This is a genomic window from Malaciobacter halophilus (assembly GCF_002837275.1).
Classification (GTDB): Bacteria; Campylobacterota; Campylobacteria; order Campylobacterales; family Arcobacteraceae; genus Malaciobacter; species Malaciobacter halophilus.
Genome location: NZ_NXIF01000062.1, coordinates 1 through 15,948, shown reverse-complemented (window position 1 = coordinate 15,948; position 15,948 = coordinate 1). Strand labels below are relative to the sequence as shown.

General features: G+C 28.0%; 15 protein-coding genes and 1 pseudogene. 15 read left to right on the top strand and 1 reads right to left on the bottom strand.

All coding sequences use genetic code 11. The annotated features are described in order from the left end of the window. Positions 1-581, bottom strand: a 581-nt coding sequence (locus CP960_RS12915) for a YkgJ family cysteine cluster protein (protein ID WP_101185900.1), incomplete at its 3' end; no start/stop codon positions are given. 106 nt (positions 582-687) lie between these two features. Here CP960_RS12915 and CP960_RS12910 point away from each other — a divergent pair. The 15 genes and pseudogenes from CP960_RS12910 to CP960_RS12840 form a co-directional block, all read left to right on the top strand. Next, on the top strand, positions 688-1,455 hold the full coding sequence (locus CP960_RS12910; protein WP_101185899.1) for an inositol monophosphatase family protein: 768 nt from the start codon (positions 688-690) through the stop codon (positions 1,453-1,455). A 71-nt stretch (positions 1,456-1,526) separates the two neighbouring features. Beyond that, a complete protein-coding gene (gene glmS / locus CP960_RS12905; RefSeq protein ID WP_101185898.1) occupies positions 1,527-3,329 on the top strand; it encodes a glutamine--fructose-6-phosphate transaminase (isomerizing) in 1,803 nt (600 codons plus the stop codon). A gap of 98 nt (positions 3,330-3,427) precedes the next feature. Further along, positions 3,428-4,639: a methionine adenosyltransferase gene (metK, locus tag CP960_RS12900; RefSeq protein WP_101185897.1), complete on the top strand. Its 1,212-nt coding sequence runs from the start codon at positions 3,428-3,430 to the stop codon at positions 4,637-4,639. Positions 4,640-4,671: 32 nt separating this feature from the next. Continuing rightward, positions 4,672-5,547 (top strand): acetyl-CoA carboxylase, carboxyltransferase subunit beta, encoded by an 876-nt coding sequence (gene accD, locus CP960_RS12895; protein ID WP_101185896.1) that lies wholly within the window; start codon positions 4,672-4,674, stop codon positions 5,545-5,547. Continuing rightward, positions 5,547-6,161 carry a thiamine phosphate synthase gene (locus CP960_RS12890; RefSeq protein ID WP_101185895.1) on the top strand — a complete coding sequence of 205 codons (615 nt, stop codon included), beginning with the start codon at positions 5,547-5,549 and terminating at the stop codon, positions 6,159-6,161. Before accD ends, CP960_RS12890 begins: the two co-directional genes overlap by 1 nt. After that, positions 6,151-6,612, top strand: a complete 462-nt coding sequence (locus CP960_RS12885) for a 23S rRNA (pseudouridine(1915)-N(3))-methyltransferase RlmH (RefSeq protein ID WP_101185894.1) — start codon at positions 6,151-6,153, stop codon at positions 6,610-6,612. Before CP960_RS12890 ends, CP960_RS12885 begins: the two co-directional genes overlap by 11 nt. A gap of 48 nt (positions 6,613-6,660) precedes the next feature. Beyond that, positions 6,661-7,017, top strand: coding sequence for an RNA polymerase-binding protein DksA (gene dksA / locus CP960_RS12880; protein ID WP_101185893.1), 357 nt, complete (start codon positions 6,661-6,663; stop codon positions 7,015-7,017). A gap of 14 nt (positions 7,018-7,031) precedes the next feature. After that, entirely contained in the window at positions 7,032-8,051 is a 1,020-nt protein-coding gene (locus CP960_RS12875) for a hypothetical protein (RefSeq protein WP_101185892.1), read from the top strand. Further along, on the top strand, positions 8,051-8,983 hold the full coding sequence (locus CP960_RS12870) for a tRNA dihydrouridine synthase (protein WP_101185891.1): 933 nt from the start codon (positions 8,051-8,053) through the stop codon (positions 8,981-8,983). Before CP960_RS12875 ends, CP960_RS12870 begins: the two co-directional genes overlap by 1 nt. Positions 8,984-9,038: 55 nt before the next feature. Continuing rightward, entirely contained in the window at positions 9,039-9,845 is an 807-nt protein-coding gene (locus CP960_RS12865; protein ID WP_101185890.1) for a 50S ribosomal protein L11 methyltransferase, read from the top strand. 17 nt (positions 9,846-9,862) lie between these two features. After that, entirely contained in the window at positions 9,863-11,944 is a 2,082-nt protein-coding gene (ftsH, locus tag CP960_RS12860) for an ATP-dependent zinc metalloprotease FtsH (RefSeq protein ID WP_101185889.1), read from the top strand. An 8-nt stretch (positions 11,945-11,952) separates the two neighbouring features. Then, positions 11,953-12,534 carry a hypothetical protein gene (locus tag CP960_RS12855; RefSeq protein ID WP_101185888.1) on the top strand — a complete coding sequence of 194 codons (582 nt, stop codon included), beginning with the start codon at positions 11,953-11,955 and terminating at the stop codon, positions 12,532-12,534. A gap of 228 nt (positions 12,535-12,762) precedes the next feature. Then, on the top strand, positions 12,763-14,577 hold the full coding sequence (locus tag CP960_RS12850; protein WP_101185887.1) for a PAS domain S-box protein: 1,815 nt from the start codon (positions 12,763-12,765) through the stop codon (positions 14,575-14,577). Between the two features lies 1 nt (position 14,578). Continuing rightward, positions 14,579-15,466, top strand: a complete 888-nt coding sequence (locus tag CP960_RS12845) for a response regulator transcription factor (protein WP_101185886.1) — start codon at positions 14,579-14,581, stop codon at positions 15,464-15,466. 1 nt (position 15,467) lies between these two features. Continuing rightward, positions 15,468-15,948, top strand: a pseudogene (locus tag CP960_RS12840) (sensor histidine kinase); the annotation flags it as partial.

Sequence of the window (15,948 nt, the reverse complement as noted above, 5' to 3'; positions counted from 1 at the left end):
TAATCATCTAAATTCTTTAGTGACTTGAGATGATAGTTAACATATTTATCATCAAAATCTTTTATAAATTTATAGAAGTTAATATTGTTTAATGTTATTGCTTTTTGTAAATAGTTTTTATTATTTATCTCTTCAAAGCAGAAATGTGTATTGATATATCGTGCTTGATAATTTGAAAAACTATAATTATTAAATTGTTTATTGATTTTTCCTTTTTCAACTATTGTAGTACCTTTATCTCCTACTGCAGGACAATTTTTATCTATATAAATGGAGTTATCTAAGTGTGCACTTAAAGGATAATTTTTACAAATAGAAGGTCTTTTCTCATAAATTGAACAAAGGTTATTTTCTACATATCTGCAAAACTCTTTACCATTAGTAAGTAAAATGACAGGTTTTAAATAGCCAAGTTCTCCATAGATAAAAAGTATTGGAAATTTTTTATATACTTTTTCAAAGTCTTCAAGTATGATTTGAGCATATAGTGTACCCATTTCTCCATTACAGCAGTGAGCCTCACACTCTTTACATGAACTAAAATAAAGTGTTTCATTTTCAATTTTTTGGAAAGTTTTCATAAATAATGTTTTAACATAATCTTTTTTATTTTTTTATAAAGTTTGAAATTATTTAGTCATATATAATAATTCTTAGATAAAATAATCAAAAATTTTAGGTAAAAAAATGAAAAGAAAACTAATAAATATAATAAAAGAAGCTTCAAAAATATTAATTGAAGGCTATTATAATGAAAAAGATGTAAGGTTTAAAGCTAAAAAAGATCTTGTGACGAAGTATGATGTTGCAGTTGAAAACTTTTTGAAAAAAAGATTTAGTGAAGAGTTTAAAGATTTTAATGTTATTGCTGAAGAGTCTTATGATAATAGCTTAAAATTTGATAATTCAATTATTATAGATCCAATTGATGGAACAACAAATTTTGTAAATAGAGTTCCTCATACTGCAATTTCAGTTGGAGTTTATAAAAATAAGAAACCTTATATTGGAATTGTTTATAATCCTATTTTAGATGAATTATATTATGCAAAAGTTAATAAAGGTGCTTTTTTAAATGGTAAGAAAATAGAAGTTTCTAAACAAAAAACTTTTCAAAAAGCACTAATTAGTACAGGGTTTCCTTATAGTAATGGAAGTTGTGAAAAAGACCTTAATATGGTAATAAAACAGATGAGAAAAGTTTTGCCAAATTGTCAAGATATTAGAAGATTAGGTTCTGCTGCACTTGATTTATGCTATGTTGCAAGAGGTAGTTATGAAGGCTATTATGAAATGAATTTAAAAGCTTGGGATGTAAGTGCGGGTATTATTATTCTTACAGAAGCAGGAGGAAAAGTTTCAAATGAAAAAGGTAAAAAGTATAGACTTTTTAAAGATAAATATATTGTTGCAACAAATAAAAAAATTCATAAGAAGCTTTTGGAACATTTATAATATAAAAGAAGAAATTTAGCAATTTTTTAGTAAAATATTAGCTTCAAATTATAAATTAAGGTTTAAATTATATGTGTGGAATAGTTGGATACATTGGTGAAAAAAATACTACAAAAGTGCTACTTGATGGACTTAAAGAGCTTGAGTACAGAGGGTATGATTCTGCTGGAATTGCACTTTTAAATGCTAAAGGCATTGATGTATACAAAGCTTTAGGAAAATTAGAAAACTTAAAACAAAAAACAAAAGATGTATTACAAAAAGAGTTTACTTTAGGAATAGGGCATACTAGATGGGCTACACATGGTAAACCAACAGAGCTAAATGCACACCCTCATTTAGGAGAGTACTCTTATGTGGTTCACAATGGAATAATTGAAAACTATAAAGAGTTAAAAGATGAATTAATAGAACAAGGACATAAGTTTGTATCTCAAACTGATACAGAAGTTATAGTTCACTTATTTGAAAATATTAATAATAAAATTAATGACTCAAAACAAGCTTTTAAAGATACAATTTCAAAACTAAAAGGTGCATTTTCTATTCTTTTAGTTTCAAAAGCAGCTCCAGAAAAAATCTTTTTCTTTAAACATGGAAGTCCACTTATTATAGCAAAGGGAAATGAGCAAAAGGAGATTCTTTTCTCATCTTCGGATGCTCCTTTAATAGGACTATGTAAAGAAGTTGTATATTTAGAAGATGAAGTTGGTGGTATTGCAAGTGCAGATGGAATAGAGTTTTTTAGTAATAACTATACTTGGAGTACGCTTCCTGAATCTAAACAGTATGCGCAAAAAGATGGTTTTAGATTTTTTATGGAAAAAGAGATTTATGAACAAAGTGATGTTGTAAGTGATTGTATGCTTGGAAGAGTAAATGATAACACAACTTCATTTGATGAAATTGATGACTCTATTTTAGAAGGAATCAATGAAATTAAAATTTGTGCCTGTGGTACGAGTTATCACGCAGGGATAACATCATCTTACCTTTTTGAAAGATTAAGTAAGATTAAGTGCAATGTTGAAATTGCTAGTGAATTTAGATATAAACAACCTTTATTGACTAAAGATACACTTTTTATAGTGATTTCACAAAGTGGTGAAACAGCAGATACTTTAGAAGTATTAAAGATGGCAAAAAATGCAGGTCTTAAAACTTTAGTTATTTGTAATGTTGATAATTCATCTATGACAAGACTTGCTGATTATACGATTTTAACGCGAGCAGGTATTGAAAAAGGTGTTGCTTCGACAAAAGCATTTTCAACTCAAACAGTTGTACTTTGGATGTTAGCTTTATATTTTGCAAATATTAAAAACTCTATTTGTGAAGATACGATGCAAAAAGAGTTAACAGCTTTAAGAGAAGTTCCTAAAGCATTAACAATTGATGATAAGATTCATGAAAAAACAAGAAGATTATCAAAAAGGTACCTTCACGGTCACGGGTTCTTTTTTATAGGAAGGGATGTATTTTATCCTTTAGCTTTAGAAGGAGCTTTAAAACTTAAAGAGATTTCTTATTTACATGCAGAAGGTTATCCTTCTGGTGAGATGAAACATGGTCCAATTGCTTTAGCTGATCCAGAGTTATTTACAATTGCACTAATGCCTGAGAATCTTCTTTATGAAAAAGTGAAGTCAAACGTTGAAGAATTAAGTGCTAGAGATAGTACAATTTGCTCAATTTCACCACTTGACTTTGAATTAAGTGATGATTTTATAAAGATTAAAAAAACTAATCATTATATGTTAGAGTTTTTTGAGATGTTAGTTGTATTACAACTTTTATCAATGGAAATTTCAATTAGATTAGGTAATGATGTAGATATGCCAAGAAATTTGGCTAAATCTGTAACCGTAGAGTAATATTCAACTTGCTGCTATATTTGTTATTTTTTAAGCAGCAGTAATAGTAATTAAAAATAATGGAAAACAAAGATGGAAAACCTAAGAGGAAAACAAAAATGGAAAACAAAAATCAATATTTATTCACTTCTGAAGTAGTAAGTCCAGGACACCCTGATAAGTGTGCTGATATTATTGCAGATAGTATAGTTGATAAGTTAATAATTGAAGATAGCAATAGTAGAGTTGCTTCTGAAGTGTTTGTTGCAGGTAAAAATGTAGTAATTGGTGGTGAAGTTAAATCAAATTATCACTTAAGCGATGAAGGGTATGAAAAGTTAGTTAAAGATGCCCTAGCAAAAATTGGATATGATGGAAAATCATCTTTTACAAAAGAACAGTGCTTGCATCCTGATGACGTAAATGTAAAAGTATTATTAAATCAACAAAGTCCTGATATTAATCAAGGAGTTGATCAAGAATCAGGTGAAATTGGTGCTGGTGACCAAGGTATTATGTTTGGATTTGCTTCAACTGAAACAGCAGATTTAATGCCAGCAGCAATCACATATGCAAGAATGCTTTGTGATAAAGTATATAATTATGCTTTAAACCATAAACACAAGCTTGGTGTGGATATTAAAACACAAGTTACAGTTGATTATGGAACTAAAGAAAACTTTGAAAATTGTAAACCACAAAAAATACATACTATTGTAGTTAGTGCTCCATCTGTTGATGGTATGCCAATTGAAGAAGTAAGAGAGTTAATTCAAGGATTAATTGATGATACTGGTCTTCCAACATCAATGTATGATAAAGATAATACTATAATTCATATTAATCCAACAGGAAGATATGTTTCTCACTCATCCTTACATGATAGTGGAGTAACTGGAAGAAAACTGATTGTGGATTCTTTTGGTGGATATGCACCAATTGGTGGTGGAGCACAAAGTTCAAAAGATTATACTAAAGTTGATAGAAGTGGTCTTTATGCAGGAAGATGGATTGCAAAACAGATTGTTGCAGCAGGTCTTGCAAAAAAAGCTGTAGTTCAAATCTCATATGCAATTGGAGTAGCTAGACCAACATCAGTTTCTGTTGATACAATGGGAACATATACAAGTGTAAATGATGATGAATTATCTAAATTTGTAATGGAAAACTATCCATTAACTCCAAGATGGATTACAGAAAAATTTGGATTAGATAAACCTTCAGAAGAGACATTCCTTTATGCTGATGTAGCAAGTAGAGGACAAGTGGGGCAAAGTGATTACCCATGGGAAAGACTTGATGAAGTTGAAAAATTTAAAAATATTAAATAAATTATATATAATAGTTTAGTAAAGGATTTAAAATGGATTTAAAAGACTTGTTTAGCAAAATATCATTTGATAGAAAAAAAGAGCAACCAACTAAAAAAGATGCTCCTTCACACTGGGTTAAATGCCCTGAATGTAGTGCTTTAATGTTTTTTAAAGAGGTAGAAAACCAAGATAATATTTGCCCTAAATGTAATTTTCATATGAGAATTGGTGCAAAAAAGAGAATAGAAATTTTAGCAGATGAGGGATCTTTTGTAGAGTATGATGCTGAGTTAAAACCAGTCGATCCATTAAATTTTGTTGATAAAAAGTCATACAAAAAAAGAGTAGATGAAGCTCAAAAGAAAACAGGTAGAACTTCTGCTGTTGTAAGTGGAGAGTGTACAATCAACTCTAAACCAGTTCAAATAGTAGTATTTGATTTTGCTTTTATGGGTGGAAGTTTAGGTTCTGTTGAAGGTGAAAAAATTGTAAGAGCTGTTAATAGAGCAATGGAAAAACATCAAGGTTTAATTATTGTTTCTGCTTCAGGTGGTGCAAGAATGCAAGAATCAACTTTTTCACTTATGCAAATGGCAAAAACTTCTGCAGCACTTAAAAAACTTGATGCTTTAGGTTTACCTTATATCTCAATTTTAACAGACCCTACTATGGGTGGGGTATCTGCTTCTTTTGCCTTTTTAGGAGATATTATAATTGCTGAACCTGGTGCATTAATTGGTTTTGCTGGACAAAGAGTTATTAAGCAAACAATTGGTGCAGACTTACCAGAAGGTTTCCAAAGAGCAGAGTTTTTACTTGAAAAAGGTTCTATTGATATGGTTGTAAATAGATCTAAAATGAAAAAAACTTTAAGTGATCTTTTAACAATGTTTTATAAAGATAGCGAATCAACACAAGCTAGTTAATGAATCCTACTAAACTTGAAGAGCTTTTAAACATAAGTTTAAAAGCCTCTTTTAATAATATTTATGCTTTATGTGATTATGAAACGTTAAATAAAAAAGATATTAGCTTAGAGCAGTTTGTAAAAATTTGTAAAAATAAGAGTGTAAAACTTATTCAATATAGAGATAAAATAAACTCTGATAATATTCAAATACAAAATATAAAATATTTAAAATCAAAGCTTGAAATGCCGATTATTATAAATGATAAACTAAACTTAATAGAGTATGCTGATGGCCTTCACTTAGGACAAGAAGATTTTCATAAAGTTCATAAAAATAAAAAAATTGCAATTAAATTAATTAGAAGTAAAATAAAAGATAAACTTTTAGGACTTTCTACTCATAATGAAGTAGAAATATTACAAGCTAATGAACTTGAGTTAGATATGATAGGTCTTGGTGCATATAAAGCTACTAATACAAAAGATGTAAGTACAGTTTTAGGAGATAAAATCTCTTATTTAGCAAAGATGTCAATTCATCCAGTTTGTGCAATTGGTTCAGTAAAATGTGATGATAATATTGAAAATATACATTTTAATGTAGTAGGAAGTGGGCTTTATGAAGATTAACATATACTCTATAATGAAACAATCAAATGATGAATTTGAAAAGTTAGTTAATGAGTTTGTAAAAATGAGTTCTAAATATGCAAAAGTGCAGATATATTATATTTTTAATAAAAAAATTTCAAAAGCTCAAACTTTAAGTGAAGATGAGGCAAAAAAATCATATAGTGAAGTATATGAACCACTTTTAAAAAATACATCTTTAAATATAGCTTTAGATGTATTAGGTAAAAAACTTGATAGTTTTAAATTTTCAAAACTATTTGAGAATAGTTCAGAAGTAAATTTCTTTATTGGTGGAGCATATGGTTTTGAAAGAGAGTTTTTAAATAGATGTCATAGGGTAATTAGTTTAAGTGATTTGACTATGGCTCATAAAGTTGCTCATCTTGTTTTATTAGAACAAGTTTTTAGAGGACTGTGTATTAAAAATAACCATCCTTATCATAAATAATTTATTAAAAATTTTGTATAATATCTAAATTTTTAATAAGGGATGAGTGTGGCTAGTACAAAACAAATCGAAGAATTAAGGAATACTTTAGTTATTAGAAGAGAGCAAATAATTAAAAGTATTGAAGATAGCAAAGAGAGTATCAATTCTTTAAAAGATAGTGTATGTAATGATGATTATGATTATGCAGAGATTTCAAGTGACAGTTTTAAAGAGGGTATTATTGCAAATCAACAAATTAAAGAGTTAAAAGAGATAGAAGACGCCTTAAAAAGAATAAAAGAAGGTAAATATGGTGTTTGCGAAATGTGTGATGAGTCAATTGCACTTGGAAGATTAAGAGCAAAGCCATTTGCGAAGTTTTGTACACCTTGTAGAGAAATATATGAGGTAGAACAACAGTAATAAAGGAAGTAGTTGTGGGACTAAAGAAATATATAGTATTTTCGATTTTATTAATAATTTTAATTTTTGGTTATGTATTTAGTGTAGAACCTGGTGAATACAAAATCACTGTTCTTGATATTTCACTTACATTACCAGTTGCAGTTTGGGTTATATTACCTTTAATTGTTCTTTTCATAGGAAGTGTTTCTCATATGGTTTATTATAGCTTGAAAAGCTATTTAAAGTATAGATCAATTACTAAAGATGAAGAGAATGTTATGCAAAGTATTAAAGCATACTTGTTGCAAAAAGGTGATAAGACAACTTTTAAAACAAAAGCGTTTAAAGACTTGACAAATATTCTTTCGCAAGTTAATTTTGAAGTAAAAAAAGATACTACATTTACAACTTCAAATGATGAAATTAATAAAATAGTTTCACTAATTAAAGATATTAATAATGGAGTATATGTTCAAGATAAGACTATTAAACTTGATCCAACTTCTAAACTAGCGCATCAAAATTTATTAAATAAAATAAATGCTGAAATTGATTTTTGTGTTGAAGTTTTAAAAAAACCAATGAATTATAGCTCTGATGTTATAAAACAAGCATTTTTAAATGTTGTTGAAGAAAAGAGTATGACAACTGTTAAGAAGCTTTATGAAAATGTTACTTTAGATAAAGAAATGGGTAAAAAATTATTTGAGAAGAGTGCTAAAAATCCTGATTTTGCAATAATCAATGAAGAAGTAATTAAAATTACTAAAAATCTTGAATATGACAAAAATGATTTTTTAGATTTAGCAAAACTATTTAAAGACTCTTTTCAACCAGATGATTTAATCTCACTATTTGAAGATTTATCTAAAGAGATTGAGTGCAGTACAGAAGCTTATTTTTATGTTTTATTTGAGTTTGAAATGATTGATAAAATAAGAGAACTTTTAAATACTTATCCAGATGAAGATTTTCTTGCTTTTAGAGCAATGATAGATTTAAAAGACTCTGGAAAGCAATACTCTTTAGAAAACCTTTGCTATAGAAGCTAATGAAAGAGAAAATAGATTTTAGCCAACCCCTAGTGGTGTTGGCACCGCTTGCAGGATATACAGATTTACCTTTTAGACAGGTAGTAAAAAAATTCGGTGCTGATTTGACAATATCAGAGATGATATCTTCTAATGCTTTAGTTTACAAATCAGAAAAAACATTAAAAATGGTAGAAAAATCACCTAGTGAAGATCCATATTTTGTTCAAATTGCTGGTAATAAACCTGAGTTAATTAGAGATGCAGTTGAAATATTAAATGATATTGATGGAATAGATGGTATTGATTTAAATTGCGGTTGCCCAGCTCCTAAAGTATTTAATCATGGCTCTGGTTCAAATCTTTTAGGAGATTTAAAAAAGCTTGAAGAGATTCTAAGTACTGTTAAAAAGTATAATAAAAAAAGATATACAACTGCTAAAGTAAGGCTTGGAGTTAATGATAAAATTCCTGTTGAAATAGGAAAAGTTGTTGAAGCTTGTGGAGTTGACTTTGTATCAGTACATGGAAGAACAAGAGCTGGAAAATATAAAGCTCCTGTTGATTATGATGCAATTAAAGCCATGAAAGAAGCTATAAATATTCCTGTTATAGCAAATGGTGATATAAAAGATTATGAAAAAGCAAAAGAAGTATTAAAATATACTAATGCAAATGGTGTTATGATTGGTCGTGGAGCTATTGGAAAACCATGGGTTTTTTACCAATTAAAACATGGAATTGAAGATATATCAAATGAAAAGAAAAAAGAGATAATTTTAGAACATTATGATGCTGTGATTGATTTTCATGGTGAACATGGTGCAAAAATGTTTAGAAAATTACTACACTCATACTCTAAAGGTTACACTGGTGCCAATGAATTTAGAGATATTATAAATCGTGTCGCAGATGTAAAAATTATGCGTGACATGATTGAAAACTTTTTTTAATGAATTTTAAACAGATATTTAGATAAAATATTTCACTTTTACAAAAAGGAAATATTTGTCTGAATACTATTTTGAATTAAAAATTAAGCCTGAAAAAAATTATGAACAATTTCTTGAACTATTAAGTGCTTTAACTAATAATGCTATTGAAGAGTCTAATGATACTTTAATAGCAAGAAGTGAAGAGGACTTAAGTGAAGTAGAGTTTGGGATAAAAGAGTTTGCAAAAAGATTAAATATTTTTTGTGAAACAAGTTGTGAGAAAAAAGACAATCAAGATTGGATAAAAAATTATCAACAAAGTGTAAAAGCTGTGGAAGTTGGAAACTTTTTTATTAGACCTTCTTGGGAAGATAAAAAAGATGACAAAATTGATATAATTATTGACCCAGCACTATCTTTTGGTTCTGGTCATCATGAAACAACATCTTCTTGTATTTTAGCAATTGATCAGTTTGTTAAAAAAGGAAGTGATGTACTTGATGTGGGTTGTGGAAGTGGTATATTATCAATTGCAGCTTCTAAATTAGGATGTAATGTAGATATTTGTGACACAGATGAAGTTTGCATAGCTGATACAAAAGAGAATTTTAAATTAAATAGTGTAAACTTTTATAATAGTTGGATTGGTTCAGCTAATAATGCAACAAAAAAATATGATGTAGTTATAGCAAATATAGTTGCAGATGTGTTAGTTATGATTCACAAAGATTTAAAAAAGTGTTTAAAAGATGATGGTATTTTAATAGTATCAGGAATTTTAGATAAACATCTAGATAGAGTTTTAACAAAATTCAAAGATTTAAAAGAATTAGAAGTTATTCATAAAAATGAGTGGGTAACAATAGTATTTTCTAAATAAAAAAGGAGTTTTATTTTATGTCAAATAAACAAGACAACAATAACAATAATGGAAATGGAAATAATTTTTTTAATAATAATCCATTATTAGTTTTTGTTTTATTCTCTGTGGTTACAATATTAGCTTTTAAAGCCTTATTCCCTGAAGGACAGCAAGGTACTGGAAACTCAAATATTGCAGCATATGGAAAAACAAAGCATAAAACAGTAGCTTATTCAGAATTAAAAAAGATGATTTCTGGAGGACAAATAGAGTATGTAGGAATTGGAAATACTCAAATTAAAGCAGTTTCAAAACCAAGTGCGGGTGAAGTAACTACTTATACAGCAAGAAGAGTTGTTCCTGATGAAACTTTAATAACTACTTTAGAGAAAAATAGTATTGAATATGGTGGAATAAATGAGGAGAATTTATTAGCTGATATTCTATTTGGATGGGTTTTACCAATTTTTATATTTTTCGCAATTTGGATGTTCTTAGCTAGAAGAATGTCTAAATCAATGGGTGGCGGAGGAGGCGGTGGCCTTCTTGGAATTGGAAGTTCAAAAAAGATGATAAATTCTGAAAAGCCTAAAGTTAAATTTGAAGATATGGCAGGTAATAAAGAAGCAAAAGAAGAAGTTCAAGAAGTAGTTGACTTCTTATCAGACCCAGATAGATATGTAAAATTAGGAGCTCAAATCCCTAAAGGTGTTTTATTAGTTGGACCTCCAGGTACAGGTAAAACTCTTTTAGCAAAAGCAGTAGCAGGGGAAGCTGATGTTCAATTCTTATCTGTATCGGGTTCAGCATTTATTGAGATGTTTGTTGGTGTTGGTGCAAGTAGAGTAAGAGATTTATTTGAACAAGCTAAAAAAAGTGCTCCAGCAATTATTTTTATTGATGAGATTGATGCTATTGGTAAAAGTAGAGCAAGCGGTGGTCCAATGGGTGGAAATGATGAGAGAGAACAGACTTTAAATCAATTATTAGCAGAAATGGATGGTTTCTCAACTGAAGCTGCTCCTGTTATTGTATTAGCTGCTACAAATAGACCTGAAGTTCTTGACCCAGCTTTACTTAGACCAGGAAGATTTGATAGACAAGTATTAGTTGATAAGCCTGATTATGAAGGAAGAGTTGAAATTCTAAAAGTTCATATCAAAGATGTAAAATTAGCTAAAAATGTTGATTTAGAGGAAGTTGCAAGAATGACAGCAGGACTTGCAGGTGCAGATTTAGCAAATATAATTAATGAAGCTGCTTTATTAGCAGGTCGTGCTTCAAAAGAAGAAGTTGAACCAAGTGATTTTAAAGAAGCAGTGGAAAGACAAATCGCTGGACTTGAGAAAAAATCAAGAAGAATCTCTCCTAAAGAGAGAAAAATAGTTGCATATCATGAATCTGGACATGCTTTAATTGCAGAAATAACAAAAGGTGCTAAAAAGGTAAATAAAGTATCTATTGTACCAAGAGGACTTGCAGCACTTGGATATACTTTAAATACACCAGAAGAGAATAAGTATTTAATGCAAAAACATGAGTTAATTGCAGAAGTAGATACACTACTTGGAGGACGTGCAGCTGAAGAGGTGTTTATTGGTGAAATTAGTACAGGTGCAGGAAATGATTTAGAAAGAGCAACTGATATTATAAAATCAATGGCATCAGTATATGGTATGAGTGATGTTGCAGGACTTATGGTTTTAGAAAAAAGACAAAACCAATTTTTAGGTGGACAAACACAAAAAGATTTTTCTGATGAAATGGCTAAGAATTTAGATGATTATGTAAAAAAAGTTTTAAATGATAGGTATCAAGCTGTTTTACAATCATTAAGAGATAATAGTGAAGCAATTGAACAAATGACAGCTGAATTATTAGAGATTGAAGTGATTTCAGGGCAAAGAGTAAGAGAGATTATTATAGAAAATGGTGGAGAAGTTTTTGAAGAAGAGGATTTACACTCAGAAGCAATAAATGAAGAGGATAAAACAACTTCACAAAATAAAAAAGATGAGTCACAAGAGTCTAAAGATGTAGAAGATAATACAACTTTAGATAACTCTACAACTGAAGAGTCAAATAAAATTGATGAAAATAAAGAAGATAATAAATAGGCTAAATAATGCTAGATAAATATATTTTAAAGCAAGGACAAAAGGTAGCTTTATACCTTTTTGTTTTTGCTATTTTTTTACAAATAGTAGACTTGGAGTTTCTATCAGTGTTACTATTTTTTACTTTTATTTTAGCTCTTTATGTTTATAGAGTAAAAGAAGTAAAAGTTGATAGTGAAGCAAAAATTGTTTCTCCTGTAAGCGGGACAGTTGAAGCAATTGATTTTAATGAACAGTATAATTTTGTTTATTTAAATGTGTCACTATTTGATAGTTCAATCTTAGTTTCACCAGAAGATTCCACTTTAAAAGTTGAATCTATAAAAAGAGGAGTTTTTTTATCTTTAGATGAAAAAAGTGCAAAAAGCCTAAATGAACAAATGAGTTTAAAAACAGAAAATACTACTATGAAGCTTTTAGCTTCATTTGCTACTGCACAACTTAATAAACCTATAGAAAAAGAATATTCTAAAGGAGAAGCTTTAGAAGTTTTCACACAAGGTGAATTAATATTAAGACTAAAAAAAGAGTGTAAAGTTGCTTTAAAAATTGGTCAAAAAGTTGAAGCTGGACAAACAGTTTGCTACTAAAAGTATTAGAAAGATAATTTTCTAATACTTGTCTTATTTAAATTATAAATAATTCTTAAAATATATTTTTGACACTAAGTTTTACTATTATATTTATAATAGTAATTTAATATACTATTACTGCTTTATCATAAGTTGTTAATTTTAACATAATAGTTACATATGCAAGAAATTAATGATATAATGAAATAGTATAAATAAATTATCTTATTGACCAAAGGATAAATAATGATAGATTTAAAGGATATTTTAGGATATTTATCAAAAATCTCTATTTTATATGTAGAAGATGATAAATATACACAAGATGAAGTAAGATATTTTTTAGAAAATAAAGTAGCAAATTTTTACTGTGCGAAAAATGGTCAAGAAGGTTTAGATATTTTTTATAAAGAACAGGTTGATATAATAATCACAGATATTCAAATGCCAATACTTACTGGCTTAGAAATGGCAAAAAAGCTTAAAGAAGAAAACTTCAATGTACCTATTATAATTACAACTGCTTTTAATGATACAAAATATCTTTTTGAAGCAATTAACTTAGGTGTTACAAACTATATTACAAAACCTTTAAATTTAAAGCATATGATAGAAAATTTAGTCTCAATAGCAAAAACAATAGTTTTAGAAAAAGAGAATAAAGAGATTTATAACTCCTTGATGCAATATAAAGATATAGTTGATGAGCGTTCTATAATCTCAAAAACAGATATAAATGGAAATATTACTTATGTAAATGAACCTTTTATACAAATCTCAGGTTATCAAAAAGAGGAACTACTTGGGAAATCTCATAATATAATACGTCATCCTGATGTTAATAAAGAGTATTTTATAAGTATGTGGCATTTGATAAAAGATGAAAAAATCTCATGGCAAGGGGAGGTTAAAAATAGGGCAAAAGATGGTACAACATACTATCTTGATATGATTATTAAACCTATTTTAAATCTTGAAGGAGAGATAATTGAGTTTATATCTTTATCAAATGATATTACATATTTACGCCAAACAAAAGAGTATTTTAAAAAGCAAACAGAAAAAAAAGCTAATGATTTAAATATATCAATGAATATTATTGAACAGTACGAAAAAGCTATTGAAAAAAGCAATATTATAATAAGACTTGATTTAAATAGAAAAATTACATATGTAAATGATGCTTTTGTAAATGCTTTAGGATATTCAAAAGAGGAGTTATTAGGAAGTGATTACTCTATATTGAAACAGCCCCAGTTAAGTAAAGAAAAGTATGAACTGCTTGTTGAAGATATATTTTCATCAAATGGATGGAAAGGTCAAATTACAAATCAAAGAAAAGATGGTTCTTTAATTCATTTTAATGTAAATACATTTCCTCTAAAAGATTTAGATGGAAATATTTTTGAATATTTAGGTATTAGACATGATATTACTGAGATTATAAATTTGCACAATGAGTTAGAACAAACACAAAGAGAAGTAATATATACATTAGGTGATGTAGGAGAGAGTAGAAGTCAAGAGACAGGACAACATGTAAGAAGAGTTGCTGAGTATTCAAAACTTTTAGCTCAAAAAGCAAATTTAAGTTCAAAAGATATTGATATTGTTTTTACAGCTTCTCCTATGCATGATATTGGAAAAATAGGAATTCCTGACTCAATTTTAAATAAACCTGGAAAGTTAGATGACAAAGAGTGGGAGATTATGAAAACCCATGCACAAATTGGTTATGAAATCTTAAAGAAATCAAAAAGACCTATTTTAAAAGCAGCCTCAATAATTTCATATACACATCATGAAAAATGGGATGGAAGTGGTTATCCTAATAAATTAAAAGGTGAAGATATTCATATATATGGAAGAATAACAGCAATTGCAGATGTTTTTGATGCACTTGGAAGTGATAGAACATATAAAAAAGCATGGCCTTTAGAGGATATTTTAAAACTTTTTACAGAACAAAAAGGTAAACATTTTGACCCATATTTGGTTGATTTATTTATGGATAATTTAGATGACTTTCTAAAAATAAGAGATGAATTTAAGGATTATTAATATGAGTAACTTTACTAAACAGACTTTTAAAGATATTACTCTTTTGTATGTTGAAGATGATGAGATGACTTTAGAAGAGATTTCATATTTTCTTAAAAGGTATGTAAAAAAGCTTTTAATTGCAAAAAATGGAGTAGAAGGTTTAGAACTATTTAAAAATCATAAAGTTGATATTGTTATTACTGATATTCAAATGCCTAAATTAAACGGTCTTAATATGGTAGAAAAGATGCTTGAGATTAATCCTAGTGTTCCTGTTGTAATCACAACTGCACATAGTGAAAGTACAAATCTTACTAAAGCTATTGAATTAGGAATTGATAAGTATTTATTAAAACCTATTAATATGCAAGAGATACTTGCAATTATCAAAAAAAGTCTATATTTAGAGAGTTTAGAGAAGCAAAATAATAGTTATGAAGATTATATACAGTTTATTTTAGATAGTAATTCGACATTTATGTTTGTAATGAATTCAAATAGTATTGAGTATGCAAACAAGAGTTTTTTAGAACTTTTAGGTTTTGAAGATATGTTTAGTTTTAAAGAACAAATTAAAAAGTGTGAAGATTTATTGCAAATAGATGATTTAAATACAGATGAAAATTGGATAGAGCATCTTATAAAACATCCTGAAAAAAGACATTTAGTTAGATTAAAAAATAGTACAAAATGTGAAAGACTTTTTAAAAGAGAGTTTTTTGTAAGTTATAAATATTTTGAAAGTATGAATAAAAGTGTTTTTGTTTTTGTAGATAAAAATGAAGAAAAATTAGAACAAATTAGTGAAATTATTTCAAAGATGATTGATAAACTAAATGAAGGAGTATCAAGTCAATCTTTAATGAATGAACTAAAAAATATATTAAATATAACCAATAGAAGTTAGTATGAAAGATTTAAGTATTAGACTCAAATTAATTTTAATTTTTATTTTAATAAAAGTTATACCTCTTTTATTAATTGCATATATTGCATTTCAAGGAGTGGTAAAATTAGATGAATACTTCTCGTCTAGCACAAAACAACTTTTTTTAGAGAATAAAGAGATTATTTCAACAACTGCAAATAAAGCTATTAGTGATAGTATTGAAATGTTGGATAAAAAATCTCAAGCTTCAATAGAGAGATTGACCTTTGAAATAGCGAAAAATGTTGCTAATTTTTTATATCAAAGGGATGAAGATATTCTTTTTCTTTCTGAACTTAATATAAATCAAGAGTTACTTAATAAGTTTTATAAAAGCAAACAAAGAGAGATAATAGTACATGAGAAGTACTATTATGATGAAAGAACAAATAGTTGGAAAAGAGATAAAAAGAGAATAAATAAAAAAATAAGAGAAGAAAAAGCCCAACTAAAAGATAATG

Excerpts from the sequence above, each read along its gene's own strand:
- CP960_RS12910 (WP_101185899.1), top strand. The coding sequence starts at position 688 with ATGAAAAGAAAACTAATAAATATAATAAAAGAAGCTTCAAAAATATTA.
- glmS (WP_101185898.1), top strand. The coding sequence starts at position 1,527 with ATGTGTGGAATAGTTGGATACATTGGTGAAAAAAATACTACAAAAGTG.
- metK (WP_101185897.1), top strand. The coding sequence starts at position 3,428 with ATGGAAAACAAAAATCAATATTTATTCACTTCTGAAGTAGTAAGTCCA.
- accD (WP_101185896.1), top strand. The coding sequence starts at position 4,672 with ATGGATTTAAAAGACTTGTTTAGCAAAATATCATTTGATAGAAAAAAA.
- CP960_RS12890 (WP_101185895.1), top strand. The coding sequence starts at position 5,547 with ATGAATCCTACTAAACTTGAAGAGCTTTTAAACATAAGTTTAAAAGCC.
- CP960_RS12885 (WP_101185894.1), top strand. The coding sequence starts at position 6,151 with ATGAAGATTAACATATACTCTATAATGAAACAATCAAATGATGAATTT.
- CP960_RS12870 (WP_101185891.1), top strand. The coding sequence starts at position 8,051 with ATGAAAGAGAAAATAGATTTTAGCCAACCCCTAGTGGTGTTGGCACCG.
- ftsH (WP_101185889.1), top strand. The coding sequence starts at position 9,863 with ATGTCAAATAAACAAGACAACAATAACAATAATGGAAATGGAAATAAT.
- CP960_RS12855 (WP_101185888.1), top strand. The coding sequence starts at position 11,953 with ATGCTAGATAAATATATTTTAAAGCAAGGACAAAAGGTAGCTTTATAC.
- CP960_RS12850 (WP_101185887.1), top strand. The coding sequence starts at position 12,763 with ATGATAGATTTAAAGGATATTTTAGGATATTTATCAAAAATCTCTATT.
- CP960_RS12845 (WP_101185886.1), top strand. The coding sequence starts at position 14,579 with ATGAGTAACTTTACTAAACAGACTTTTAAAGATATTACTCTTTTGTAT.